The sequence below is a fragment of the Nostoc edaphicum CCNP1411 genome (genome assembly GCF_014023275.1).
Taxonomy (GTDB): domain Bacteria; phylum Cyanobacteriota; class Cyanobacteriia; order Cyanobacteriales; family Nostocaceae; genus Nostoc; species Nostoc edaphicum_A.
In genome coordinates, this window is the sequence record NZ_CP054698.1 from 5,366,956 (window position 1) to 5,393,106 (window position 26,151).

Sequence of the window (26,151 nt, forward strand, 5' to 3'; positions counted from 1 at the left end):
CGATTTATCGCTCAATTTCAAGGGTTAGAGCTACTTCCGAACTTTTAATAACCCTCGAAATTAATGAAACATACCCCTACCTTCCATTCGTCTTGCTTTGTTTCTCCGTTGCGATGCCAACTTTAATAATGCAGCAATTTCAGGAATTGACTAAATGCTTGAATGGATAACTAATACTATCAACTATTTTGGCTATTGGGGAATCGCCCTACTGATGTTCCTAGAGAACCTGTTTCCCCCCATTCCTTCAGAATTGATCATGCCACTAGCTGGATTTACAGCAAGTCCATATCAACCAGGAGGGGCAAAGCTAAATATCATTGGTGTATTTTTCGCAGGACTTTTGGGTTCTGTATTGGGCGCACTTATTTGGTACTATCCAGGTAAGTTTTTGGGTGAAACCCGTTTAAAGCGTTGGGCTGACAAGTATGGCAAATGGTTGGGTATATCTAGTAAAGATATCACCAAGGCCAAAGAGTGGTTTAATCGACAAGGTAGAACAGCAGTATTAATTGGTCGTCTTGTACCGGGAATCCGCACCTTGATTTCTGTTCCCGCAGGGATGAGCAATATGCCCTTGCTACCATTTTTGGTTTACACAACATTCGGTAGCGCTGCTTGGGTGGGTTTGCTAACATACTCAGGATACATATTGGGTAGTCAGTATGAACTTGTGGACAAGTACCTTGCTCCTGTATCCAAAATCGTACTTGGGGGTTTGGTTCTAGCATTTGTTTTCTGGATATTCAAGCGCCAGTTAAGACGTACTAGAAGATAAAACACGGACGCTTTTGGTTTGAAAGCAGTGAAAGCAGGGGTTACATCTGGCCAAAATTCGCCTACACTATGCCAAATAATACTAGATGTGCGAAGGCATGAGCTTATCGGAGATATCGCCGGAATTCATTTTTGACGTATTTCTAGCTACACTTGACGCAACCTAGAATTTCTGGTTGCTCGCATTTTTGTAAGATGAGCATGACAACTTTTTACAGTTAAGTTTGAACTAGGAGCTTTCATGACAGACCAACCTTCCGCCGCTACCCCAATCAATGCCGCTGCTATACCGATGAATAGGCAGCCGTTAGCATCGACTCCCATCAATGCTGTTAATAATAATCCTCCCAAAACAGGCGGTGTTCCGGGAAAAACCATTCTCAGTGTTGATTTAGGCAGAACTTCCACAAAAACTTGTGTGAGTCGCGAACCCGGTAATGTGGTGTTCGTACCTGCCAACGTCAAGCAGATGTCAATAGAACAAGTACGCGGTGGTGTTTTTGAAGCCAGAGCTACTGACCCCTTAATGGATTTGTGGCTGGAATATCAAGGAAATGGATATGCTGTTGGTCAACTAGCAGCCGATTTTGGGGCGAATCTAGGAGTCGGACAATCTAAGGTAGAAGCTGCACTGGTAAAAGTGTTAGCAAGTGCTGGCTACTTTAAACTCAGAGACGATATCTCAGTAGTACTGGGTCTGCCTTTTCTTTCCTTGGAGCAATTTGAAAAGGAAAAAGCACAGTTGATTAGCCAAGTAGGTGGCCCTCATGTGTTGAACTTCCGAGGCGAATCTGTGTCGCTTAACGTCAATAAGGTATGGGTCATGCCAGAAGGTTACGGCAGCCTGCTGTGGTCTGAAGCTCAACCGAAGAAAAGTCCTGGTAGCCCCGATTTTACAAAAATATCGGTGGCGATCGTCGATATTGGTCATCAAACCGTCGATCTTTTGATGGTAGATAACTTCCGTTTTGCCAGAGGTGCTTCTAAGAGCGAAGACTTCGGGATGAATAAGTTTTATGAATTGGTGTCTGCCGAAATCGAGGGAGCAGATAGTCAATCTCTAGCACTGATTTCTGCTGTGAACAAACCCAGAGGCGAACGCTATTACCGTCCTAAAGGCGCTAGTAAGCCCACCAACCTAGACGATTTTCTTCCCAACCTTACAGAGATGTTTTCGCGTGAAATCTGTAGCCGTGTGCTAGCCTGGTTGCCAGAACGCGTCACCGATGTGATTCTCACTGGTGGCGGTGGTGAGTTCTTCTGGGATGACGTTCAACGTCTACTTAAGGAAGCAAAGATTAATGCTCATTTAGCAGCACCTTCCCGTCAGGCGAATGCTTTGGGGCAGTATATTTATGGAGAGGCACAATTATCCTCCAATCGCGCTGCTAGGGCATAAAGCTGATGTTCCAATGGTCAAAAAAGGTAGTTAAATCCGTCACGTTCAACCCAGAGCTTGCTGATGAAAGCTTGTTAGCGCAAGTAGAAAGTTATTTGGAAAAACAACCAGACAAGACTTTCAGCGACCTCTGTAAAGAAGCCTTATGGCAATCTTTATGTGTACCGGAACCTGTACAACCTGCTCCACAAACGGCAGTAACAACACCGATTGATCAACAAATCGGTGAACTGCAACGTCAAGTGGCTGGACTTGAGGAACGTTTTTTTGCCAAGGGATCTAATCGTTTGGAGGCGATGGAACATCATCTACTGCAACTTTCTCAACAAGTTGCACAACTGGCGCTCATAGTCAATGATCGATCATTCATTCCGTCTCCAACTCAATTAGAAGTAGTAAATAATACTTCTTATACTGTTGCTACCCCTCCTCAAGAGGTTGACCCCGTAATCAGTCGCCTTAGTCAGTTTCTCGATGATTTTTAAGGAAAAATCAGGTTTGTGAGCAGTTTATGCTCATATTAACAATCCTTAATAGTTAATACTATTAAGGATTATTAATGTTTATATATGGAAATATTGGGATTATTGAGATTTGTATAGATGGGGCGATCGCTCATAACTGAAACAGCAGATTTTACCCAATAGTAACTGTGAGCAATAACCTAAAAATACCGGATTTTGATGCCAATCTGATCGTGTCCGAAGCTGAAAATATTGCCAAACTTCATGCTGGGATGTTCTGGAATGATTCTGTAAAAACAGTTTTATCCATCTGTTGTAATTCGCCTGAATTATTTCCATACCTAAAAGTATGCAATTCTCGCTTAGATTACATTAGTAAGTGGTTAAATAAGTATTTTGGCGGTTATAATAATCGAGCCTCAAAGCGAACTAGTAAGAAGATAGGCACTATCTCTGACAAAATTATTGACACGATTATTTCTGCTCGTTTACCTACTCTCAGCACTGATGGCATTAATTACATAAAGTATGCCCATCGTCTTTCCATGTCGGCAGAAAACATATTAGGTCTTCTTTTAGAAGAATATCTTGCCGAAAAATTGTCATTTTATGGTTGGTACTGTGCTTGGGGTGAAACTATAAACAAGGTTGATTTTTGTACCAAGCAAGGTGAGCTATTACAAGTTAAAAATCGTAGTAATTCTGAAAATAGTTCGAGCAGTAGTGTCCGTAAAGGAACTATCATTCGTAAATGGCATAGAGTCAATGCTCAAAATGGAGCTTACTATTGGAAAGAACTGAATCAATTAATAGGATGCTCTAATCTGTCTGAAGAAGACTTTACTGCCTTTGTTAGACAAACTATCGCTGAAAATCATGCAGCATTATATGTAGAAGATAGTAAGTACTGGCAACAAATTCAGTAGTAAAAGTCTTAAAATAATCAAAAGGCTAAGGATTTAGTGATTAAATAGTGAAAGCTGTTCAAAAACTGGTATCCCTTTAGGTTTTTCCTGTCTAATTAAACTATGTAAATAGTCACCAATAGCTTGAGCTAAGAGTACAGGTACAGCATTACCTATCTGTCGGTATTTAGAGGCTGTCGAACCATAGAAAATCCATGAGTCTGGAAAGGTTTGAATCCTGGCGCACTCTCGAACACTGAGAGGACGCAGTTCCTCTGGATGACACATATCTGTAGCCTTTTGGTAAGGACTTGTAGTAACAGTAGGAGACGGCTTATCCCAACATAATCTTCTGTAAAACCCTACTTTACCACCTCCAGATTTATAAGCGCCTCCCATTGCTTCTTTTATCAAGTCGTTAGGTAAATCTCTCCAGTTTTGACCACTTTTTAAAAGCTTTAAATATTGAAGACGGTTTTTTGAGTAGGAAGTATACTCCGGTTGTGGATCTTCTAAGTTGATCAGAGCATCTTTAAGAGTGCGCCATTGAGGTAATAAAGAGCCTTCTTTACTATGAGTAGGCAAAGGGAATGTAGCCGATTCACCATCTCTTGAGCCAATAAAGATTACTCGCGCTCTGTTTTGCGGAACACCGTAATCTGCTGCTTCCATTACTTTATAAATAACTTGATAACCAATGCGCTTCATTTCTTCTAAAACAATCTCAAGAGCGCTCCCTTGCATTTCATCTAGCTCCAAAGGAGCATAACCCGTTCCTCTTTCCAGATGAGGTCTATGACGAATAGGAGCCGAGAGTAAACCTTTAACATTCTCCATGACAAAAAAGCGTGGCTGCACTTGTTCGACAATACGTATAAAGTCCATAAACAAGCTGCCACGTGGGTCCATAACTGAACCACGTTTTCCTGCTGTGCTGAAGGGTTGACAAGGGGGACCGCCAGTTACTAAATCTACTTCTCCAATACGTAGGGGTCTACCAAGGTTAATAACATATCCCCCTTCTTCCAAAAGATTTTGAGCAGTGATTTTCTGTATATCTCTTGCTAAGGCACTATTTAGGTGAGGTCGGTTAAAAGCTATAGTCTTCGCAGCATCAGGATCTTTCTCAACAACACTTACTACCCGAAAACCTGCCTGTTCTATCCCAATATCTAGTCCACCTGCTCCTGTAAATAAACTGATTGATATTGCCCGATTGTCTATCACTGCTTTTATCCTTACAGCCTTAATCAAATATACGATTTGCTGGAACCCTCAAGTCTGCTTCATGCTAACGATAGATACCTGCAATTCTAATAGTGTAAGCCTTTTGAAACAGTATGTTACAAATGCGCTATTCTCTTTTAAATATGGCAGGCGTAGACGGGCTTATCGTTAGACATTGCATTTGTACAATATACAAATTGGCTCACTTTTGTGTTGAATATTATTAGTACATATTTTTACTAGATTCTTTTTTTACTCTGCACACTGTATAAATGCTAGAATCCTCAAGTAGACAGTTAGGATACCTAGATGCCAGTTGTAGCTAACTCAATCAAGTTTGGTACAGACGGCTGGCGGGGCATTATTGGTGACGAGTTCACCTTTGAACGCCTAGCCCTGGTCGCGCCAGTTGCCGCAAAAGTATTATATGATACATATTTTTCTACAGTGGGTAGCCGGACAATAATTGTCGGTTACGATCGCCGATTCATGGCTGAAGACTTTGCTCGTGCTGTCGCCGATACTGTCACTGCTGTCGGCTTTGATGTGCTACTGAGCGAAACTTATGCCCCAACCCCAGCTTATAGTTGGGCAGCAAAAGAACTCAATGCTTTAGGGGCGCTGGTAATTACGGCCAGCCACAATCCTGGTAAATATTTAGGTTTAAAAGTCAAGGGTTATTTTGGTGGATCAGTACCGCCAGAAGTCACAAAAGAGATAGAAGATCAGTTGGCGGTGGGAGTACCACTAGCAGCTACCCCAGGTAAGCAAGAGAAATTCGATCCTTGGCCTAGTTATACCCAAGCGTTAGAACGTAAAGTTGATATTGCCAAACTTCGAGAAGCGATCGCATCTGGTAAATTGACATTATTTGCCGATGTGATGCATGGCGCTGCTGCTACTGGATTGGCGAGACTACTAGGCAATCAAGTCAAAGAAATCAACAGCGATCGCGATCCCCTATTTGGTGGTGGTGCGCCGGAACCCTTGCCTAAATACCTTTCAAAGCTATTTGAAGTCATCAAGACTCACCGAGAAACCGATAAATCAGGTTTAACGGTGGGGTTGGTATTTGATGGAGACTGCGATCGCATTGCAGCAGTAGATGGGGAAGCAAACTTCCTAAGTTCCCAAGTATTAATCCCGATATTAATCGACCATTTAACCCTGCGGCGCGGTTTTACTGGAGAAATAGTCAAAACTGTTAGTGGTTCCGACTTGATGCCGCTTGTAGCGGCACTACATAACCTCTCAGTCTTTGAAACAGCAGTTGGTTATAAATACATCGCTGACAGAATGTTAGCAGCAAAAGTGTTACTGGGTGGCGAAGAGTCGGGAGGAATTGGCTATGGTAGCCATATTCCCGAACGCGATGCGCTGCTGTCAGCATTGTACGTGTTAGAGGCGATTGTAGAATCTGGTTTGGATTTAGGTGAGTATTATCGCCACTTGCAGAAACAAACAGGATTTACTTCAGCTTACGATCGCATTGATTTACCCTTAGCAAGTATGGAAGTGCGATCGCGTCTTTTGCAACAACTGCAAACCCAACCCTTAACGGAAATTGCAGGGTTAGCAGTAATTGATTGCCAAACAATTGACGGCTACAAGTATCGTTTAGCTGATAAAAGCTGGTTAATGATTCGGTTTAGCGGGACTGAACCAGTTTTACGCCTGTACTGCGAAGCCTCGACAATTGAGCAAGTGCATCAAACTCTTGCTTGGGCGAAACAGTGGGCAGAGTAAAATTCATTATTAGTCATTAGTCATTTGTCCTCTGTCCTTGGTAAATGACCAATGACTAATATACCAATCAATACGGTTCGGATAAGGTTTTTTGATAACACGCCCTAGATTGCAAAAACGCGATAAATCGCCGTTTTTACAATAATCAGTCCTTTGTAGAGACGGCGATTCATCGCGTCTCTTGCCTTAACCGAACCGTATTGATATACCAATGACAAATGACTAATGACCAATGACTAATGACCAAATTACTTGTAGTAGCCACAGGAAATCCAGGTAAGTTGCGGGAAATGCAAGCTTATCTGGAAAATTCTGGTTGGGAATTAACCCTCAAACCTGAAGAATTGGAAATTGAAGAGACGGGCGAAACTTTTGCCGCCAACGCTTGTCTGAAAGCGTCACAAATTGCTAAAGCTACGGGAAACTGGGCAATTGCTGATGATTCGGGCTTGCAAGTAGATGCCCTAAATGGCTCACCAGGGGTGTATTCTGCACGTTACGCCAAAACCGACTCAGAACGCATTGCTAGGATATTGAGCGAATTAGGCAACGAGGTAAATCGGCAAGCTCAATTTGTTTGTGCAGTAGCGATCGCTCGTCCCGATGGTGCGATCGTATTACAATCTGAAGGTGTTTGTCGTGGCGAAATTCTCCACGCACCTCGTGGTGATAGTGGTTTCGGTTACGACCCAATTTTTTATGTACAAGAGTTGCAATTGACCTTTGCTGAAATGACAAAAGAGTTAAAAAGGTCAATTAGCCATCGAGGGAAGGCTTTTACAGCTTTGCTTCCGCAACTGGAGAGAATTAGGAGTTAGGAGCTAGAAGTTAGAGTTAGGAGTTAGGATTTATGAATTATGCTAAATCTTCATTCATTAGTCCTGACTCACAACTCATAACTCTTGTAGAGACGCGATTAATCGCGTCTCTACTCATAACTTTTTTAAACTGCTTCTGTGTTCTTTTCGCCGGTGCGAATCCGAATCACTTGCTCAACAGGCGAGATGAAAATTTTACCATCGCCAATTTCACCAGTGCGGGCAGCAGCAATAATTTTGTCCACCACCATATCAACTTGATTATCGTCAACTACGATTTCCACTTTGAGTTTTTGCAGAAACTCAACGGTGTACTCAGAACCGCGATACCGTTCAGTTTGGCCTTTCTGCCGTCCGAACCCCCGGACTTCAGAAACAGTCATACCAACAATACCAGCGTTAACCAAGGCAATTTTTACCTCATCTAGCTTAAATGGGCGGATAATAGCTTCTACTTTTTTCATCTTCTTGACTCCTGACTTCTACTAGCTTCGTTTATATATCTAACCAGATCCGCTGTCTGAAGCTGTAACTAGCAGTGCTTTTCCTAAAAGATATGTAATAATTGCCACTTTTTTAAAATGTAGATGCTTTGCTTGAGGAATTGGGACATGAGAACCAGCAAAGATTTATAGAAACACTGGGTAAGCGTAAAACTCAGTCCCTTTAGGGATGAGATATAAGCGACGGCTCGACTGAGCATTCGCCAAAGCCTCGTATGGTTTTAACCACCATGATTTTTAGACCTGAGAGTGCCAATAACTTGGATAATCTTTGAGGTTCTAACATAAAGAAGTTTCTGTCAATTTAGCATTTTATGTAGCTTTTATAACCTAAAAATAAATCAACTCCACTATTTAGCAGATTTGTTTGGATATTTAGAGAGTGATTGTAGACAAATTGCATAGTAGCCCGAAAGACTGCTGCTGCTGAATGTGGGAGTGTAGACTAACGTTTCTGATGTTCAAACAAGGGACGCACAACAAAATATCCAGCACTAAAGGCAGTAAGCATGATTAACAAAATGGTAATAATTAACCACCAGCCATTAAGTCCTTTGGCATCTGGCTCAGTAGTGGAATAATAACTTACTTGTTGTTCTTCTATAAAAACTGGTTCTGCTATCGGGAAATTCATTTCCATTACAGGTGTAGAAAAGTCTTGGCGGCGACTTTTTTCGGGTGCGGCTTTGGGCACAACGGGTGGACGTGAACGAGAAACCTGCTGACGTGGACGCCCTTGTGTTACAGGCTGTTTGGCGGCATTTTTAACGTCGCCAACAGCTTGGGCAGCTTGATGATAACTAGGTGTAGCATGGGAATCCACAAAATTTTGCAAGCGAGAAAAAGACTCAACGACTTTGGTAATTTCTTGGCGTAATAGTTGATTTTCTTGTGCTAGTTGCTGATTTTGGGTGGTGAGTGCATTTAGCCTCGCCTGTGCTGCTTGCAACTCTGTTGACAATTCCCTGTATACAGATAGTGGTACAGAGGGAGGGTAGGCTTGAGTAGTCGGTGTTGGCGAATTTCTGTGAACAGAACCTATGGTTGTTCGCATCGGGGGCTTGGTATTAAAAATCAAGGTAATTAGATCGTACAGAGATGCTAACAGAGATAGTCACCCCTGAAACTATGCCCAAGAATAATAGAAAAATATCGAAAGGGCAAAGATTTTTTATTGGGGCATTGGGTATTGGGTATTGAAAAGAGGAAGAGGTGCAAAGGAGAGGAATTTTCACCCTGCTCCCTGCTCCCTGCTCCCCTGCTTCTTCCCCAGTTCCCAGTCCCCAGTCCCTAGTCCCCACAATGGGAAGAAGTGTCCTACAGGGCCTTGCCCTTCACCAATATCTAGGGCGTAAGTGAGTGCAGTAGTTACATACTCCTTTGCTTGTTGCACCGCCTGCCACAAGTCTTTTCCCTTAGCCAGATTAGCAGCGATCGCAGCCGATAGTGTACAACCAGTACCGTGGGTATTTTTTGTCTCTACTTGCTTTGTCGTCAAAACTTCCAACTTATCGCCATCAAACCAGATATCAACGCCACGTAAATCTCCTTGCATACCTCCGCCCTTGACTAAAACAGCCTTCGTCCTTAAAGTTTTGTGAATAATTTCAGCAGCAGCTTGCATATCCTCCAAGGAATTAATTTGTAACCCGCTCAAAATCTGGGCTTCATAGCGATTGGGCGTGATTATAACCGCCTTGGGAATCAGGGTATGGCACAGAGTCTTCACAGCATCATCATCAATCAATTGTGCTCCTGTACGTGACACCATTACTGGATCAACTACTAGATTATTGATTTGTAAAGCTTCCACTTGCTGGGCAACAGCAAAGATAATTTCCTGATTGAGCAACATTCCCGTTTTGGCAGCTTGTACGCCAATGTCCTCAACTACTGCCTGAATTTGCGCTACAACAGCCTCCATTGGCATAGCATCAACCCTCCTCACTCCTAGAGTGTTTTGTGCCGTGACACAGGTTATAGCGCTAGTACCGTGGACACAGTGAAAAGCAAAGGTGCGTAAATCGGCTTGAATTCCTGCACCGCCACCGCTATCTGAACCAGCAATGGTTAAAGCAACAGGTATTCTGGAGTTTATTGCAGTATTCATATTATGAAGATTAAGTAAGTTGACGCCATCAAACCAAACTATCTCAAAGATTGGCTCTCTAGGCTAAAACCCGCAACGATAAACATTTACGGCAATCTGACTTGACAGTGCTGAGTAAAAAATACTAGTACAGCACGGCGGAAATAAACCACCCATTCCCAATCAATAAAACCCTTACGCTGTCTTCATTTTTAATTTTTAATTTTTAATTTTTAATTCCGCCTTGCGGTACTAGTCTCCAGTCCCCAATCCACAGTCCCCAAATTTTTAGAGAAACTTCATCAAATCCTCGCACAAAGCGCTCTCTATTCCCATATCACTCAGGAAATTAACAGGACTCACCAGGACACTTCCATAGTATTTTGTCTTTTGTTGTAAAAAAACTTACCACATTCCGGGCATTCACTGATATCAAGTGCTGTTTGTAAAGGTTACTTTTAACTAAGTTCACAACAAGATATCAGCAGTTACACCGCTTAAAAACAGGTTCGACTCAGTTGTTACATTAATCCCCTTAAGTTAAGGGGTCAACCTACTAAAGTTTCAAGCAAAATTTAACTTTGACCACTGTAACTTTAAGTCCCAAGTTATCAGTCAGGGGTGTATTTTACCATGCCGATTTGGCAATCTCCTGACCTAAGACAACGGATAAAGTCCAGAGGAATTACCATGCAAAATTATGATCGCTGTATCGAATATGGCAGATGCTAAAGCTGGCTCGCAAAGAGCAGCGATTGCATCTGCTCCAGATGAAGATACGATTCAATTCGACTCCATCCAGCCTTGCTAATCAGACTAAGCTAATCGTCATTCATTTTTCCAGAATGATTCGCTTGTAGTAAGGGCTTTAGCCCTACTTGTATACAACTTAAATGCTGATTAGCTTATGTCTGACAACAAGCAAAAGAGGCGAAGCGTCTACCCGCTAATCGTCCGATCACCCTCAACAAAACCCTGACGATTGATGGTATCGATATCCCTGTTTTAACCATCAACGGTTGATAGGAGAAAATTTTTCAATTTTACAACAGCGTTTCTAGAACCAACGCGATTTCAAGTCGCGATTGGATAACTGTGACTGTCTTGAAAAGTCCAGACAAGTCCAGACAGATAACCCATTCAAATAACTACTTAGCAACTGATGAAAGTGGCTGAGAATTTATTGCCAATTCACCTTACAAAATATTCGGAGAAAAGATAATGGCTGGCAAAACATACTACGTTTCTGGAACAGGCAATGATAAAAATAATGGATTGAAAGAAGATGCTGCATTTCGCAGTTTGGGTAAAGCTTTCTATGAGATGAAAACAGGCGATACAGTCTACGTCATGAATGGCACTTATGAGAAAGGAGGAAATATTTTTAACATGAATGGCTCGCCAGACAACTGGACAACCGTCAAAGCCTATCCAGGACATACGCCTAAGATAAAAACAACTATAACTGGCATTAATATATTTAGTTCATCTTACGTGCGGATTGAAGGACTTGAGCTAGAGGGCAATCGGGAAAACATCACTCTAGAATATGCCTTAAGTCAGAAGGATAACGTTAACAACCCCTTGACTTATGCTAATGGAATTTATGTATCAGCATGGAAAGATAGCCAGGGAGCGGGCGGTACTAATCCTCATCACATTGTCATTGCTGAGAATACAGTCCGTAACTTTGCAGGTGGAGGCATTGCATTTCGTGATGCCGATTACATTACTGTTGAGAAAAATGTTGTGTCTGGAAACGCTTGGTATTCGCCTTTTGGTAATCAGGGAATCACCGCACTTAACAGTTTTAACTTTGATAACAATACTACTGACTACAGGATAATTTTTAGAGACAACATTTCTTATGATAATAAAAGTCTGGTTCCCTGGGTAGTGGTAGGCAGAATCACTGAAGGGCACGGTATTATGCTTGATACCACTATGGAGACTAAAGACGGCTCACCCTATACCGGTAAAGCACTAATTGCAAATAACACAAGCTACAACAATGGAGGTGGAGGCATTGAAATTTTTAAAGCTACAAATGTCGATGTTGTCAACAACACAGTTTACCAAAATGGTCTTGTTCTTAAAGAGCATGGAGAGATTAATGTTTCTTATTCAGACAAAGTAGGTGTCTACAACAACATCTTGTACGCAACCAAAAATCAAAAAGCGAACAGCATTAAGTTCGCCAAAAATATAACCTTTGATCGCAACCTTGTTTATAACTCGAATTTATTCCAAGCTTCAGATAATCTAAAAGCTACAGGATTGCAGAACATTTTGGGTAAAGATCCTCAATTTGTTGATGCAGCCAAAAAGAATTTTGCGCTCAAAGCTGAAAGTCCTGCGATCGATGCTGGTTCCAATGCCTTCAATGCCAGAACTGGGAACATTCCTCTGGATGGTGATGGTAATGGCACTGCATTGATTGACATTGGCGCATACGAAGCTCCCCGCATCACTATTACTGCCCCGGAAATTCAAGTTCTCAATGGCACGGTTGATATTGCAGATGGCACCACTACCGCCATTAATTTTGGCGACACCACTGTTGGTAACACCCTGACCAAAACCTTTACTATTAAGAACACCGGTACCTCTGCACTTAGCCTGAGTAACCTCAAACTTCCCGACGGATTTAGTTTGATCGGTACTCTTCCGACGAGTGTGGCTGCTAATGCTTCCACTACCATTTCGGTGGCACTCAACACCACTACACCAGGTACTTATAGTGGTAGCCTCAGTTTAAATAACAACGATAGTGATGAAAGCCCCTTTGACTTTGCGATTAGTGGCGTAGTTAAACCCGCTCCTGCCCCAGAAATTCAAGTTCTCAATGGCACGGTTGACATTGCAGATGGCACTACTACCGCTATTAATTTTGGCGACACCACTGTTGGTAACACCCTGACCAAAACCTTTACCATTAAGAACACCGGTACATCTGCACTCAGCCTGAGTAACCTCAAACTTCCTGACGGATTTAGTTTGGTCGGTACTCTTCCGACGAGTGTGGCTGCTAATGCTTCCACTACAATATCGGTGGCACTCAACACCACTACACCAGGTACTTATAGTGGTAGCCTCAGTTTAAATAACAACGATAGTGATGAAAGCCCCTTTGACTTTGCGATTAGTGGCGTAGTTAAACCCAAAACTCAAGTTATCAATGGCACGGCGGGCAATGATACCTTTATTACCCGATTAAACAATGGCAATGACATCATCACGGACTTTGGTGGTGTAGGTACTAACTCAAATCCTTCAGCTGCGGTGATTGCGAAAATAGACACCTTGCAATTTATTGGGGCTGGTTTGACTGCGAGAAATCTGCAATTAACTCAAAACGGCACCAATTTAGAAGTCACCTTTGAAGATGTGGCTAATACCAAAGTAACTCTGCAAAACTTTAAGTTAGAAAACCTGGAGAACTTGGTTGCATTACCAACAAGACCCGCCATCGGTAATATCCTATTTGATGGACAGGCTAACTTTACTGACAACTTTGATGTGATTAATGCCGACTCCACTCAAACTAGCATTTTCAACAGAAACACTGTCACTTTCCTCAATGATTTGAACAATAACATTGTCGGTTTTGACAACTCTAACGATGTGATTAATGGTCAAGGAGGTAATGACACCATCGACGGAAAAAGTGGTGATGACCTGCTACGGGGTGGTAATGGCAATGATCTTCTTATTGGTGGACAAGGCAATGATACTCTTGTGGGTGGTTTAGGTGCTGATTCTTTCCTTTACAACACCAATGCTGCCTTTACTAGCACTGCTGTGGGTATTGATACCATTACTGACTTCAACCGCTCTCAAGGTGATAAGATTATTCTGGATAAGACTACCTTTGGTGCCATTACTTCTGTTGTCGGAACAGGTTTTAGTAACGCCAATGATTTTCAAGTCACCAGTCTAGGGGCGGCTAGTAATGCTGTGATTGTCTACGATCCTCTGACTGGGAATTTACTATACAATCAAAATGGCAGCGCTGCTGGTTTAGGCAGTGGGGGTCAATTTGCAAAACTTACTGGTGCGCCTACTCTGACTGCTTCCGATTTCATCGTTCAAGCATAGTTGGGCCCGGTCAACTAAGTGGAAGCGTAATCCAAATATGAACCCACTTTCAAGATAGTTTTCAATTCAATAGACTGCACCTATAGGGGCACAATATATTGTGCCCCTACAATTTGGATAATACTAAATGAGTCGCATTTGAGTAGTGCGATCGCTAAAAATCTGATTAAAGATGGTACTTTTGAGTAGCAAATAAGTAACAAACGCGCTGAATTTGATAGAAGTGGCGTTTTTACGTGGCTTGCTTCTTGACAAAGAGAAGCATATACTTGCATCCTCTCATAATCAAAAATCTAAAATTGAATGAGCCGTTTTTTCATTGCCCTCCTACCATCCCAAGACATTCAAGACTACGCCAACCAGATTAAGCAGGACTTTGCCGATCGCTACGCTAGTAGTGGGGCGCTAAAGTCTCCGCCTCATATTACTCTGCAACCGCCCTTTGAATGGGCAGATGCTAACTTACCACTACTAGAAGCATCCTTGAAGGAGTTTGCTCGTGGACAACAGCCACTAGCAATTACACTCAGGGGGTTTGATGCCTTTGTGCCTCGCGTCATATACATTAATGTCGTCAGAAGTCAAGAACTTTTGACTTTGCAAGCTAATTTAATGGCTTATACAGAAAGCAACTTGGGAATTGTTGACCAGGTTTCTAAAACGCGCCCTTTTACGCCCCATATAACAGTTGCGTTTCGGGATTTAACAAAGCAGAACTTTAAAGCTGCTTGGCCAGAATTTGAAAAGCGTCAATTGCATTTTGAGTTTACTGCCGACAAATTAACACTGTTGCTTCACGACGGTAAGCGCTGGAATATTAAATCGGAGTTTGCTTTTTTGACTTGATGATAATTTAGGGTTTAACTCTCAGTGAGTTTCATCCGTAACAGGAAGGATTATTGTAAACTCTGTTCCTTGTCCTAGAACAGAATCCACCTTGAGCCTTCCGCCGTGTCGCTCTACGACAATTTGTTGAGCGATCGCTAATCCTAACCCTGTTCCTTTACCCACAGATTTAGTGGTGAACAGGTAATCAAATACCCGTTGCTTCACTTCTTCAGTCATGCCGATACCATTATCGGCAATCCGAATCGAAACTTGTTCTCCATCTTCAGCCAGACGAGTTTGAATTAAAATCTGATGGGGTGTTGCTTGAATATTTGCTAAATGGCGCTGCCGATGAGACTCTTCTAATGCATCGATCGCATTGGCTAGCAGATTCATAAATACCTGGTTTAGCTGGCCTGCAAAGCATTCCACTTGAGGTAAATTGCCATAGTCCCTCACCACCTCAATTGCGGGGTAATGTTCATGAGGTTTTAGGCGATGTTTGAGAATTAAGATGGTGCTGTCTATGCCATCATGTAAGTTGAAAGGAACTTTGTAATCCTTATCAGACCTGGAGAAGGTGCGGAGGCTAGTACTAATCTCATGGATGCGATTAACTCCTAGCTGCATCGAGTCGATTAATTTCGGCAAGTCTTCCCGTATATACTCCAAATCAATTGCCTCGATTTCGTCTTCCAAATCCTGTCCTGGATTGGGTAACTTTTCTTGATATAAGTTAATTAGCCCAAATAAGTCTTGCACATAATCTTGGGCGGGTTTCAAGTTCCCAGCAATAAAGCCAACGGGATTATTAATTTCATGGGCAACTCCGGCAACGAGGTTTCCCAGTGCTGACATCTTTTCATTTTGAACTAGCTGAAGTTGGGTTTCTTGGAGATGCTGGAGTGTCTGTTCTAGTTGGGTTGCCTGTTGGCGAGTTTTGATTAGTAAATCTGTCTGTTGGAGTGCAACCCCCATTTGGGCAGCAATTTGTTGGGCAAATTGAATTTCGGAGGTTTGCCAGTGACGGGGTTGATCGCATTGGTGAATACAAAGCAGTCCCCAAAGTTCGTTGTCTTGCATAATTGGCACAACCAGCAAGGCTCTAATACTGAATTGCTCCAAAATTCCCCGATGGCACTCTAGCACTTCATCTGCTTGGATGTCTGCCATTGCACAGAAACGTCCCTCCTTATATAGAGTTGCGTAGTTTTCGCCGAAGCAATGATCTTGAATTTTGATAGCCAAGGCAGAAGGAAATGCAGGTAGTACATCTTCGGCAATAAACTCGCCGTATTCGTACCCCGATTCAAAATGAAACTGATAGATTCCCACCCGATCGGCGTTCAGAATGGGACGAATATTCTGGGTGACAGCACAGAAAATTGCATCCATGTCTAAAGATTCTCGCATCTGGGTAACAACATTAAACAAAGTCTTCTGTTGGGCAAGCGATCGCTCCAATTGTTGAGCATAAGTCTGCGCCTTCTGATAAAGGCGGGCATTTTCCAGAGCGATCGCAGCTTGAGTACAGAGCAGATTCAGGATTTCGACGCGATCGCTTGTAAATACCCCAGTGGTTAGTCTATTCTCTAAATACAAAATTCCCAACAGTTTGCCTTGATGAATAATCGGTGTACACAACAAACTCTTGGGTTGTTCACGAATAATGTAGGCATCACCCATTAATAAAGGATGGGTAGTTGCATTGGTAATAGTCGAGGGTTGCCAAGTGCGTTTAACGTTATTAATCAGTGAAATAGGTAGATCCTGTGAGTCTTCTAGAGGCAGCGATTGCATTACTGTTGATGACTGGCCAACTGTAGTAATTGCCTCAACCAGCAACCTTTGCTTTTCGAGTAATAGCAATACACATTTATCTGCTCCAGCATTTTCAATTACTACATTCAGCAATGTCGAAAGCAGTTTTTCTAGCTGAATTTCACTAGAGAGTGTGTGGGAAGCTTTGAGGAGTGTTGCTAAATCCAGTGCAACTGACACACCACTACTGGCAGATGTCGTGGAGGTGACATAATTTAAGTTGAGAGTGCCGTTATCATCTGGGCTAATTGTGACATCAGCCATCATCTGTATTTTCTCTTGTTGCAGAATGGGAGCTAAAAGATGCGGATAATTTCGTTCTAAATCCTCAACCTTGGCTTTTGCTCCCCAACGAGAGTATGCATAGTAGGCATTGAGTAAATAATCCTGAGCAATTCGCTCTTTGCCCCATCCCAAGTAAAATCGCGCTGCAAGTTCGTTGGCTAGAGCTTCTTCATTGAGGTATTGATTTTCCTGAGCTAAAGCAATAGCAAAATCATAATATTCAACCGCTTCAATTTTATTGCCCAAAACGCGATGACATTCCGCTTCCACTAAATAATACTTGTGCAGGTGATTTGCTGGAATATGGTCAGCCCATTTTTTGATCTTTTCCTGGTTGGCAATTACCTGTTGCTGAATGGATTGTTGTTCTGCTTGAGAAACTTCAGCATAGATAGCCAAATGTGCCAGAGAGTCATAGGTGTGGAAAACTGGAACTAGGAATAATCCTGTAGCACCACCCAAGTAATTTTTGATCGCGATCGCAGCTTCAACCGCTAGCTCAAACTTACCAAATATATAGCAGAGGACTAGTTTGCTGACATAAAAATAGCACAGCGCGGTTTGATCGCCTGAGCGCTGGAGGATTGGCAACATTTGCTCTTGATCGAAGGCATTACCAATCAGTTCCCATGCTTGGGGAGCATCGCCGATTAAATTCAAAATCCCTTGCTGAAAAATAGTTAAATGACTGAGAAGACCTTCCTGTTTGAGGTGAGTCAGTTGATCGCGGAAGGCAAAACTTTCCCGGCTGAGATCACCAAGTTCTTTGCCAACAAACCAAGAGTGCATGACGTAAACGAATGCACAGATAGTAGCCGATTCTAAATCTCCCGTTTCCAGCCCACTTTGATAGCCTTCTCTGAGAAATGCTAAGGTGTTTTGGAGCGGCTGCTTCCAATGCCATACACTACACTGAACTCCGACATAGGTTCTGGCTTTCATTTCTTTGGCATTCAACTGTTCAAGCAACAAGTGCGCTAGTTGTGCAAACTCATAGCCACACTCAATGTCTCCGATCACCCCACATAGCATCAGTCCGTAGTAGGCATAGCCATTTGCTGAGTATGAGATATTGCCATATTGAACCGATAAATTCACCTGCTCAAGAATAATAAATGGTAAAAGAGATGGCGCGACAACATAAGCAGAAGAAGAGACATTTGCAAGAATCCTGATGGCGGCTATCTTTTCCGGCTCCGTCATCTGGGGTAAAGTAATTAAATCTAACGGCTGCCTACCTGCCAAGATTGAGTTAGTCGCCGCACACGCTTGGGCAATATCCGATTCACTCGGTTGCTGGGGAAAACTGACTCCGAGACACTCCAAAATCTCCAGGGCAATTTGCACTGCTTCTAGAAATTGATGTTGGGCTTGAGCCGCTTGAATTTTGATTTCATAGACTTGGACTGTATCTAACAGAGTGCTGGCATTTTCCAAAATAACTGCCGCAAATTGTGGCATTTGCTCTAGATTGCCACTCAAATAAGCAGTTTCGGCAGCAGTTTCATAAAGAGCCAGAGTTAGCTGATATTGTGTTTGCCACCGTTCCTGTGTCAGTAAGGCAATGCCGGTGGTGACATACTCAAATGCTGCTGTGTATGCAGTTGCGGCTCTTGCTTTCTTTCCAGCTTGCAGATTTAGTTGAGCAAGTTCAGCCTGCTGCGATCGCTCACTAATCAGATTTTTGCCAATATTAAATTGGTTGACAATTTCAAAAAGTTTTTCGTCTTGCTGTGCCAGGGTTGTATTCTTCAGCAATAGTTGCCCAATTTTTAGGTGAGTTGCTTGTTTTTGCTCCTCTGGGATAAGAGAATAGGCGGCTTGTTGGACGCGATCGTGCAGAAATTTGTAATTGGGTAATTGGCATGATTCACCTGATCTAGGCGATGTCTGGCGACAAGACGCTCCGGGACTAGGTACTGGGTACTGGGTACTGGGTACAAATTCCTCAAAATTTGGTGCAGGATTTAGACCCGCCATCAAATTCTCCCAGTCCCCAGTCCCTAGTCCCCAATCCCCATTCCCCGACTTCTGGAAAAACTTATAAATTTCACTGGTTGGTAAAATCAATCCCTCTTGCAGTACTCTCCACAAGTCTACGGCGGTTTCATCTGGGGATTTTTCATAGACAATAGCCAGGGTTGCCAGGTCAAAAGAGTTACCAATACAGGCAGCTAGTTTTAAGACACATTGGGTAGAAGTAGGCAACTTTTGGATTTGATGCCCCATAAACTCGACAACATCATCGGTGAGCGTCAATTCTTGAATTTGAGCAATATCCCCTTGCCAGTAACCCTTCTCAATATCAAAGGTAATCAATCTTTCTTCATACAATGCCTTGAGTAACTGGGTGACGAAAAAGGGATTACCCTTGGTTTTCCGATATACCAATTCCGTCAAGGGTGCTGCTAGTGTTGGGGGACAACTAAGGGTATCGGCAATTAAATGATTAAGGTCGGATGGCTTAAGGGGAGTTAGATTGATAGTATTAATTACCGCTCCAGTTTTGCCAATATCGTTCAATACCAACATTAGGGGATGAGCAGGGGAGACTTCATTATCTCGGTAAGCACCAATGAGTAATAGATAGCCCGTTTCTGCCTCACTCATCAGCAGTTGCATCAGATCCAGTGATGCCGAATCAGCCCATTGCAAATCATCCAGAAAAATCACCAAGGGATGCTCTGGGGTTGTGAGTACCTGAATAAACTTTTGGAACAGCAGATTGAAGCGATTTTGAGCTGCACTCCCTGAGAGTTCAGGTGTAGGAGGTTGCTTACCAATAATCCGTTCGAGTTCAGGAATGACCTCAATAATCACCTGCCCGTTTTCACCCAAAGCAGAGAGAATTTTCGTCTGCCATTGTTCTAGTTGGGCATCTGTTTCGGTAAGTAGTTGCGCCATCAAGTCCCGTAATGCTAGGACAAAGGCCGAAAAAGGAATATTCCGCCCAAACTGGTCGAATTTACCTTTGATAAAGTAACCTCTCTGCCGGACAATCGGCTTATGGACTTCATTAACGATCGCTGTTTTGCCGATACCAGAGAAACCCACTACTAACATGATTTCTCTAGTACCACTACTAATGCGGTCAAAGGCTTGCAGTAGTGTAGCTACTTCGGTTTCACGACCATAAAGTTTTTCTGGAATGAGGAAGCGATCGCACACATCGCGTTGGGCAATTGGGAAACTTTCAATTCTACCCGTTTCCTTGAGTTGAGCCAAACAAATTTCTAAATCATATTTCAGCCCTAATGCACTCTGATAGCGGTCTTCAGCATTTTTCGCCATCAATTTCATTACAATGTCACAAAGAACTTCGGGAATCTCCTTTTCCCCCCTGCCCCCTGCCCCCTGCCTCCTGCCTCCTAATTTTTCTGGTTGTTTAGCAATGTGACAATGAATCAGTTCCATCGGATCATTAGACTGGAAGGGCAATTGACCCGTGAGTAATTCAAAAAAAGTCACTCCCAAGGAGTAAAAATCACTGCGATAGTCGATACCCCGATTCATTCGTCCAGTTTGTTCGGGAGAAAGATAAGCAAGAGTACCCTCCAAAACCTGAAGATTTTTAATTTCCTGGGTTTCTTTGGGCAGAAGAGAAGCGATGCTAAAGTCAATCAGCTTAACTTGTTTTGTCTCTGGATGAATGACGATATTGGCCGGCTTGATATCTTTGTGGATTACCCGGTGCTGATAGAGTCCATTGAGAATGTCAGCTAGACGAATAGCGATCGTCAGAAATTCACTTAATTTTAGTGGCTGTATCTTAGTATATTGCCCAAGTGAAATGCCTCCAAAATCTTGCATCACTAGTGCATAGCTATTGCGATAGGTTTCTAGACTGTAGGGTTGAACAACACCAGGTAAGTCAAGATTTTTGGTGATTGTATACTGATTGCGGAACTGCAATAGTTCACTAAAGGATGGGTAATCACGTTTCAGGTATTTGATGATCACAGGTCGCAGGTCTATATCTCGAATACCCCGATAGACAATAGTCTTAGAACTGAAGTAAAGTTGCTCAACAACTTGATATCCTTCGATTACAACTGTCCAATCTAGTTCTATTGTCATATATGCTGACCTCATTCCAACAATCTATTCTCAATGGCTATAATAATTAAGTATTCCCAATATTCAGTTTTTTGTAACATCATAATGTATTTATCTGGTCATTTTTTTTATGATGTTTTTTTGATTAAAATTAATTATCTATTATATTTTTTTAGTAATAGAGCTATTAAAATAAATAAGTAAAAATTACTACACGGATAAATTGTGATAAATTCATCAGTTTCTTAATTAAAATTAACTCATCCCACAGCTAGGAAAAAATCGCTTGTCTGACAACATGCTCTTGCGATCGCTAGTTTTCTGTAATTGCCGTGAGAAAATCGAAGTCAGTGGTTATTGCTACCCATGACCACTGACTAATGACTAATGACTAATGACTAATGACTAATGACTAATGACTAATGACTAATGACTAATGACTAATGAAGAACCCTGCTACTTTATAAGGATAAGCTCTGGAATATGAAAAGAGAGTTTGTTTTTCTTTCTAGTCACAATTGAGCGATATTTGATATTGGAGCTAATTTTGTTTTGGATTAATTGATGATTTATATATTCTCTCACCATCGGGGCTACAGAGAAAAGAGCAGCATTTTTATCTACTAAACAGCGTTCTTGCAAAGATTCTAAAGCATCTAGTAATTGTTGTGGTGATATGGCAGATGATATTTGCGATCGCAGTTCTGAAAATGAAGCTGGCTGATAATTACTTGCTAACCAGTTAATAATGAGATTTTCTGGATCTGATAGGTGGTTAAAATAGTCTTTTAAAAGCTGGCTAATCTCACCAAACACTAATATTCTTTGGTTCAAAAACTCCGAAATATTTCCATCAAATAACTTGTGAATTTTGCTAGAAACCATATTTAATAACAATGGATTACCTGCATAGCTCTCAGTGAGTTGATGCCAATCACTGCTTGAACCACAAAAAGCACCTTTTGCTTTAAATATTTCTTCTACTTCTATTACTTTTAAACCTTTTAATTGCAATGTTCTAACAGGTAATTTTTCTCCTGTCAGATGCCTAATCTCTCTCGGCGTTTCCTGAATTGTAAGCACTAAGCAGCTTTGATGAAACGTTTCTGCCACTCGCCTTATAAGTTCGCTATAACCATCATAACGTTGACGATAATATCCAATATTATATTTACCTGAAGCATCTGGTAAAATTGTCTCTAGATTATCTAATATCAATAAACAACGAGCGTTTTTTAAATAATGAATTAACTGCGAAATTCTGCCGTCTAAAGTTTTTGGTAAATTATTTTCCTGCCCTTCTGATAAAATTTGAATTAGATCAGCTAACATGTCTTTGACTGATGGAGCATTGCGAAGACTGCGCCAAATCACAAACTCAAACTTATCTTGAATTTGCTCTGCTAGCTTTACTGATAAGCTAGTTTTACCCATCCCATCCATACCAAACAAAGTCACTACTCGGCAGTGTTCTTTGAGAATCCAGTGTTTTAGGGTCGTTAGTTCTGCTGTGCGTCCTAAGAATGCAGAGATATCGGGTGCTTCGCCCCAATCAGTTAAATTTTGGATTGAATGCTGATTACTAATTACTTCATGAGTGCGAGGTAGTTGATAATCACTGGGTTCAAGTAATAAATTAAAAGCCCGGAAACAGGTGTTTAGAGTTTGCTTGTCAACTCCCACTTGGCAGTGAAATACCTTCATCAGTGTATCTGGATCTAAGCCGGTGCGATCGCTTAAATCTTCCAAAGTGTAACGTTTATCTAAGTTTTCCCAACTTTGTGCCTGACATTTCGCGGTTTGAAGTTTCTGAAATCCTTGAGGTGTCAAAATAACACCCCGTTTGCGCCTGCGTTGTAATGGATTCATTACTGTCTCTTCAGTTTTGTATATACATTCATAAACAGGACTTACGCAGACAACAGCCGAAACCCTAATTCTCAGATAGGGATAATTCCTGAATTACCCCAGAGCGCGTATAGTTTTGCGTAAGTCCTCATAAAGTAATAGTCAGTAGTTAGCGCCTATAATATGCCGCCAAAAATTTACTCCACTCAAGAGGGTGCTACAAAGATGAGATATGCTTTTCCTGAAATTAGGTATGTTAAATATTATGAATATTTTGATTAAAAATAGCTTTTTTGCAGAGCAACCAGAGAGAACGCGGAAGTTTTACTTAAGTTATCGGTAGATGAAATCCTTTCTGGTTAAAGCTTTGGGATATTGACGACCAAAAAAGTTTAAGTTTCGTTCTTAAGTTCCTTAACTTCGGTTGTTAGGGCAGGGTTACACGTGCAAAATACAAAAAGTTTTCCAATTCAAAAATCCAGTGAAAAATTTAAGTCGCATTTTTATAGTTCTCCTCACTTTTATTCTCTGGCTAGGTGGGCTGAGTCCGGCTTTCGCAGATGATAAAACAGTATTAGGTGTAACCAGCCTTTACAGTACTTCAGAGCAACAAGAACAAGGAGTTAAAGTCTATAAGGATATACTCCGATACGGAATTGCTACCCCTTTTTCTCTACCTCCAGATTTTCAGATTCCTGCTACTAAAGCAGAGTTTGATCAAAAAGTAGTACCAGGACTAATCAAAGTACTTGGAGATGGTTCAGTTACTAAAGCTTGGTTTGACTTTCAGGCTGGAGAAGCTCAAATTGCTACCAAAGAATTGTTTAGTATTGATGCTCCTTTGGGGCAGAAAATATATAGTGTAGTAGCTGGAAAGCCTTTACAACAATGTCCTCTAAAAATTCAAGATACTCAGATTGATTTCTTTCTAGATTCAGACAAAGCAGTTGAAAGAGCTAAAGAACTAGATGAGCAAGGTTACTTTATCTACGTTTCTCCTGTTAAGGAATTACGCAAGAAAGTTCTTGATGCTCTGTATGAGCAATATAGTGGAAGTAATAATCCATCTTGTTTCTTGGTTAACGGTACTACTCAGAAGATTACAGTTGATTTCCAAGATCCAGATATTTACCCTTTACTTCCTCCTCAATTGCAGTCGCCAGGGAAGAACAAACCACTCGTTTTCTTACCTAAGAGTGGAAGTGAGTTTTTATACGTTGTTAACGCGAGACAATTATCTAGCTAGTATTCCACCAGATTAATTTTGATAGGGCAGCACAGCTAGCTGTGCTGCCTTGCTGCGTAGTATCATCATCAATGGTTAAGAATAAGCGATCGCACTTTCTTTAATTTCCGGTGTGTACTCGCCTACCCCGAACGTCTCAAAGAGTTGCAGCTTGTTATCACACATTGCTTAACTTTTGGAAAGCCTTGCAAACAAGAAATGTTAGATTTAGTTATTTCTACTTACTTAGTTTTTGTAAGACAAGATACATTAAATGGTAGTTTAGTAGCAAAGGAACCAAAAAGCATGGCCGTTAGTAGCCCTGAAGTCATCCGTCATATATTGATTGGACTGGGATATTTAGCTCCTGAAATTGATCCTAAGCCGGATCTGACTAAATTTGCTCCCTGGAAGCGGAATAACAACTCCTTGACAGATGATCCTACTGAAGAGGCAATTAAAAAGTTTCAGAAACAGTACTCACAAAAACTTGTGGTTAATGGTAACGCTGATTCCGAAACTCGAACTGTAATGGAAGATACAGTCAAAGGGCTTCAGAATAGATTGAAGTTTCACGGTTTTGCAACCAATGCTGAAATTCCTCCAGACAGGCCTTTTTATGGGCCAGCGACTTATACAGCAGTCAGGAAATTTCAGAAATCTCAGGGTTTAACTGAAAATGGCATTGCTACTATTGAACAGCGTCAAATTCTACAGCAGCCTACTCTCACAAATAAGCCCCAACCTCAGCCCCAGACACAACTCAGACTGATAGATTTGTTGTTTCAATTCAAAAAGAATCCTCAAAATACTTCTTACATCGAAGCATTAAAGAACTTACAACAAAATCTACCCAAGGACGTTTTACACAAAGTTACTAACAAATGGAGGGGAACAAATGATCAAAATCCTGAGATTGTCAAGCTGACGAATCTATTCACTTATTATGATGACAACAATCAAAATCATCGTGATGCACTAAATCACTTACAAAGTCAGATTACTCCAGCCATCTCTCAAGCATTTTTAAGTCTCTGGAATAGGAAGTAAACAAATAGGATGTAAAGTAAAATTCTAGGTGCTGACTACAAACCCTCAAAACTAGCTTGACATCCGAAAATTAAAAACCAGGTTTCTGATCTCTGCTGAGTCGGAAACCTGGTTTTTTAACAATTCTGAATTCTGAGTTCTGAATTCTGAATTCTGGTTTAATACTCAATTCCCGGTTGCGCTTTCACACCTTGATCGCGGAAAGGGTGCTTAACTAGGGTCATTTCGGTTACTAAGTCAGCACACTCAATTAAAGCAGGTGGTGCGCCTCTACCTGTAAGAATAACGTGTTTATTAGCTGGTTTTTGTGCCAAACCTGCTAAAACGTCTTCTACTGGTAAGTAAGCCATTTTAAGGGCGATATTGATTTCGTCTAACAACACTAGATGAAAGTCTGGGTTGCGAATATATTCTAATGATTTCTCCCATGCGGCGCTAGCTTTGTCAAGATCGCGATCGCGGTCTTGAGTTTCCCAGGTAAAGCCTTCGCCCATTGCGTGAAATTCTATCTGGTCTTCCCAATAGCTAAAAACCCTTTTTTCGGAAGGTTCCCAGCTACCTTTGATAAATTGGATGATCGCTACTTTATACCCATGACCGAGCGATCGCAACACCATCCCCAAAGCCGCAGTAGTTTTACCCTTACCGTTACCAGTATTTACAATAATTAACCCTTTTTCTGGTACCGCTTCTGCTATGCGCTTGTCTTGCACTTCTTTGCGTCGCTGCATCTTTTTGCGGTACTGTTCATCAGTCAAAGATGAAGACATTACCTCATCAATCAAGCGCCCAATCTCTTGGTCTTGGTTCAATTCGGGTGGTGTATCGTTTTTCATCAAGCTAGTATGCAAATAACTGTTAAAAGTGTTGAGAAGTAAGCGAAATTATGCTTATAATTTTATTTTAGCTAAATCATATAAGTTGGATATCTCCACTAATATTTTATAGGAAAATATTGATCATGCCTTAGTATTTTTAAGATGATTTGCATACAAGTGTGTAAAACTATATG

17 protein-coding genes are annotated in these 26,151 nt (G+C 41.6%); 10 read left to right on the forward strand and 7 right to left on the reverse strand.

Features of this window, described 5'->3' with window-relative positions:
• Positions 1 to 154 precede the first annotated feature (154 nt).
• The 4 genes from HUN01_RS25330 (at position 155) to HUN01_RS25345 (ending at position 3,566) form a co-directional block, all read left to right on the forward strand.
• Positions 155 to 778, forward strand: coding sequence for a DedA family protein (locus HUN01_RS25330; RefSeq protein WP_181928489.1), 624 nt, complete (start codon positions 155 to 157; stop codon positions 776 to 778).
• Positions 779 to 1,018: 240 nt separating this feature from the next.
• Positions 1,019 to 2,176, forward strand: coding sequence for a filament morphology actin-like protein FcmB (gene fcmB, locus HUN01_RS25335; RefSeq protein ID WP_181928490.1), 1,158 nt, complete (start codon positions 1,019 to 1,021; stop codon positions 2,174 to 2,176).
• A gap of 5 nt (positions 2,177 to 2,181) precedes the next feature.
• The gene (fcmC, locus tag HUN01_RS25340) at positions 2,182 to 2,661 is read left to right on the forward strand and encodes a filament morphology membrane protein FcmC (RefSeq protein WP_094347280.1); all 480 of its coding nucleotides are present in this window, start codon (positions 2,182 to 2,184) and stop codon (positions 2,659 to 2,661) included.
• Positions 2,662 to 2,828: 167 nt separating this feature from the next.
• Positions 2,829 to 3,566 (forward strand): SinI family restriction endonuclease, encoded by a 738-nt coding sequence (locus HUN01_RS25345; RefSeq protein WP_181928491.1) that lies wholly within the window; start codon positions 2,829 to 2,831, stop codon positions 3,564 to 3,566.
• A gap of 33 nt (positions 3,567 to 3,599) precedes the next feature.
• On the opposite strand, the gene HUN01_RS25350 is transcribed toward HUN01_RS25345, so the two are convergent.
• A complete protein-coding gene (locus HUN01_RS25350; RefSeq protein ID WP_181928492.1) occupies positions 3,600 to 4,772 on the reverse strand; it encodes a DNA cytosine methyltransferase in 1,173 nt (390 codons plus the stop codon).
• A gap of 309 nt (positions 4,773 to 5,081) precedes the next feature.
• Between HUN01_RS25350 and HUN01_RS25355 the strand changes: the two genes are divergently transcribed.
• Both HUN01_RS25355 and rdgB read left to right on the forward strand, forming a co-directional pair.
• Positions 5,082 to 6,518 carry a phosphoglucomutase/phosphomannomutase family protein gene (locus HUN01_RS25355; RefSeq protein WP_181928493.1) on the forward strand — a complete coding sequence of 479 codons (1,437 nt, stop codon included), beginning with the start codon at positions 5,082 to 5,084 and terminating at the stop codon, positions 6,516 to 6,518.
• A gap of 239 nt (positions 6,519 to 6,757) precedes the next feature.
• Positions 6,758 to 7,336, forward strand: coding sequence for an RdgB/HAM1 family non-canonical purine NTP pyrophosphatase (rdgB, locus tag HUN01_RS25360; RefSeq protein WP_181928494.1), 579 nt, complete (start codon positions 6,758 to 6,760; stop codon positions 7,334 to 7,336).
• 125 nt (positions 7,337 to 7,461) lie between these two features.
• Here rdgB and HUN01_RS25365 read toward each other — a convergent pair whose 3' ends face one another.
• The 3 genes from HUN01_RS25365 to thiD all read right to left on the reverse strand — a co-directional run bounded on the left by HUN01_RS25365 (position 7,462) and on the right by thiD (position 9,949).
• On the reverse strand, positions 7,462 to 7,800 hold the full coding sequence (locus HUN01_RS25365) for a P-II family nitrogen regulator (RefSeq protein ID WP_012410794.1): 339 nt from the start codon (positions 7,798 to 7,800) through the stop codon (positions 7,462 to 7,464).
• A gap of 484 nt (positions 7,801 to 8,284) precedes the next feature.
• Positions 8,285 to 8,893 (reverse strand): hypothetical protein, encoded by a 609-nt coding sequence (locus HUN01_RS25370; protein WP_181928495.1) that lies wholly within the window; start codon positions 8,891 to 8,893, stop codon positions 8,285 to 8,287.
• Between the two features lie 177 nt (positions 8,894 to 9,070).
• On the reverse strand, positions 9,071 to 9,949 hold the full coding sequence (gene thiD / locus HUN01_RS25375) for a bifunctional hydroxymethylpyrimidine kinase/phosphomethylpyrimidine kinase (protein WP_181928496.1): 879 nt from the start codon (positions 9,947 to 9,949) through the stop codon (positions 9,071 to 9,073).
• A gap of 1,200 nt (positions 9,950 to 11,149) precedes the next feature.
• Here thiD and HUN01_RS36330 point away from each other — a divergent pair.
• Both HUN01_RS36330 and HUN01_RS25385 read left to right on the forward strand, forming a co-directional pair.
• On the forward strand, positions 11,150 to 14,026 hold the full coding sequence (locus tag HUN01_RS36330) for a choice-of-anchor D domain-containing protein (protein WP_275944577.1): 2,877 nt from the start codon (positions 11,150 to 11,152) through the stop codon (positions 14,024 to 14,026).
• Between the two features lie 303 nt (positions 14,027 to 14,329).
• Positions 14,330 to 14,872, forward strand: a complete 543-nt coding sequence (locus HUN01_RS25385; protein ID WP_181928497.1) for a 2'-5' RNA ligase family protein — start codon at positions 14,330 to 14,332, stop codon at positions 14,870 to 14,872.
• A 21-nt stretch (positions 14,873 to 14,893) separates the two neighbouring features.
• Here HUN01_RS25385 and HUN01_RS35650 read toward each other — a convergent pair whose 3' ends face one another.
• Both HUN01_RS35650 and HUN01_RS25410 read right to left on the reverse strand, forming a co-directional pair.
• The gene (locus tag HUN01_RS35650; RefSeq protein ID WP_238845608.1) at positions 14,894 to 21,037 is read right to left on the reverse strand and encodes a trifunctional serine/threonine-protein kinase/ATP-binding protein/sensor histidine kinase; all 6,144 of its coding nucleotides are present in this window, start codon (positions 21,035 to 21,037) and stop codon (positions 14,894 to 14,896) included.
• 435 nt (positions 21,038 to 21,472) lie between these two features.
• Entirely contained in the window at positions 21,473 to 22,885 is a 1,413-nt protein-coding gene (locus tag HUN01_RS25410; protein WP_181928498.1) for an NB-ARC domain-containing protein, read from the reverse strand.
• A gap of 460 nt (positions 22,886 to 23,345) precedes the next feature.
• Between HUN01_RS25410 and HUN01_RS25415 the strand changes: the two genes are divergently transcribed.
• Complete coding sequence (locus tag HUN01_RS25415; protein ID WP_181928499.1) at positions 23,346 to 24,110, forward strand: hypothetical protein; 765 nt, start codon at positions 23,346 to 23,348, stop codon at positions 24,108 to 24,110.
• Between the two features lie 198 nt (positions 24,111 to 24,308).
• The gene (locus tag HUN01_RS25420) at positions 24,309 to 25,139 is read left to right on the forward strand and encodes a peptidoglycan-binding domain-containing protein (protein ID WP_181928500.1); all 831 of its coding nucleotides are present in this window, start codon (positions 24,309 to 24,311) and stop codon (positions 25,137 to 25,139) included.
• Positions 25,140 to 25,297: 158 nt separating this feature from the next.
• On the opposite strand, the gene cobO is transcribed toward HUN01_RS25420, so the two are convergent.
• Complete coding sequence (cobO, locus tag HUN01_RS25425) at positions 25,298 to 25,975, reverse strand: cob(I)yrinic acid a,c-diamide adenosyltransferase (RefSeq protein WP_181928501.1); 678 nt, start codon at positions 25,973 to 25,975, stop codon at positions 25,298 to 25,300.
• Positions 25,976 to 26,151: the final 176 nt, after the last annotated feature.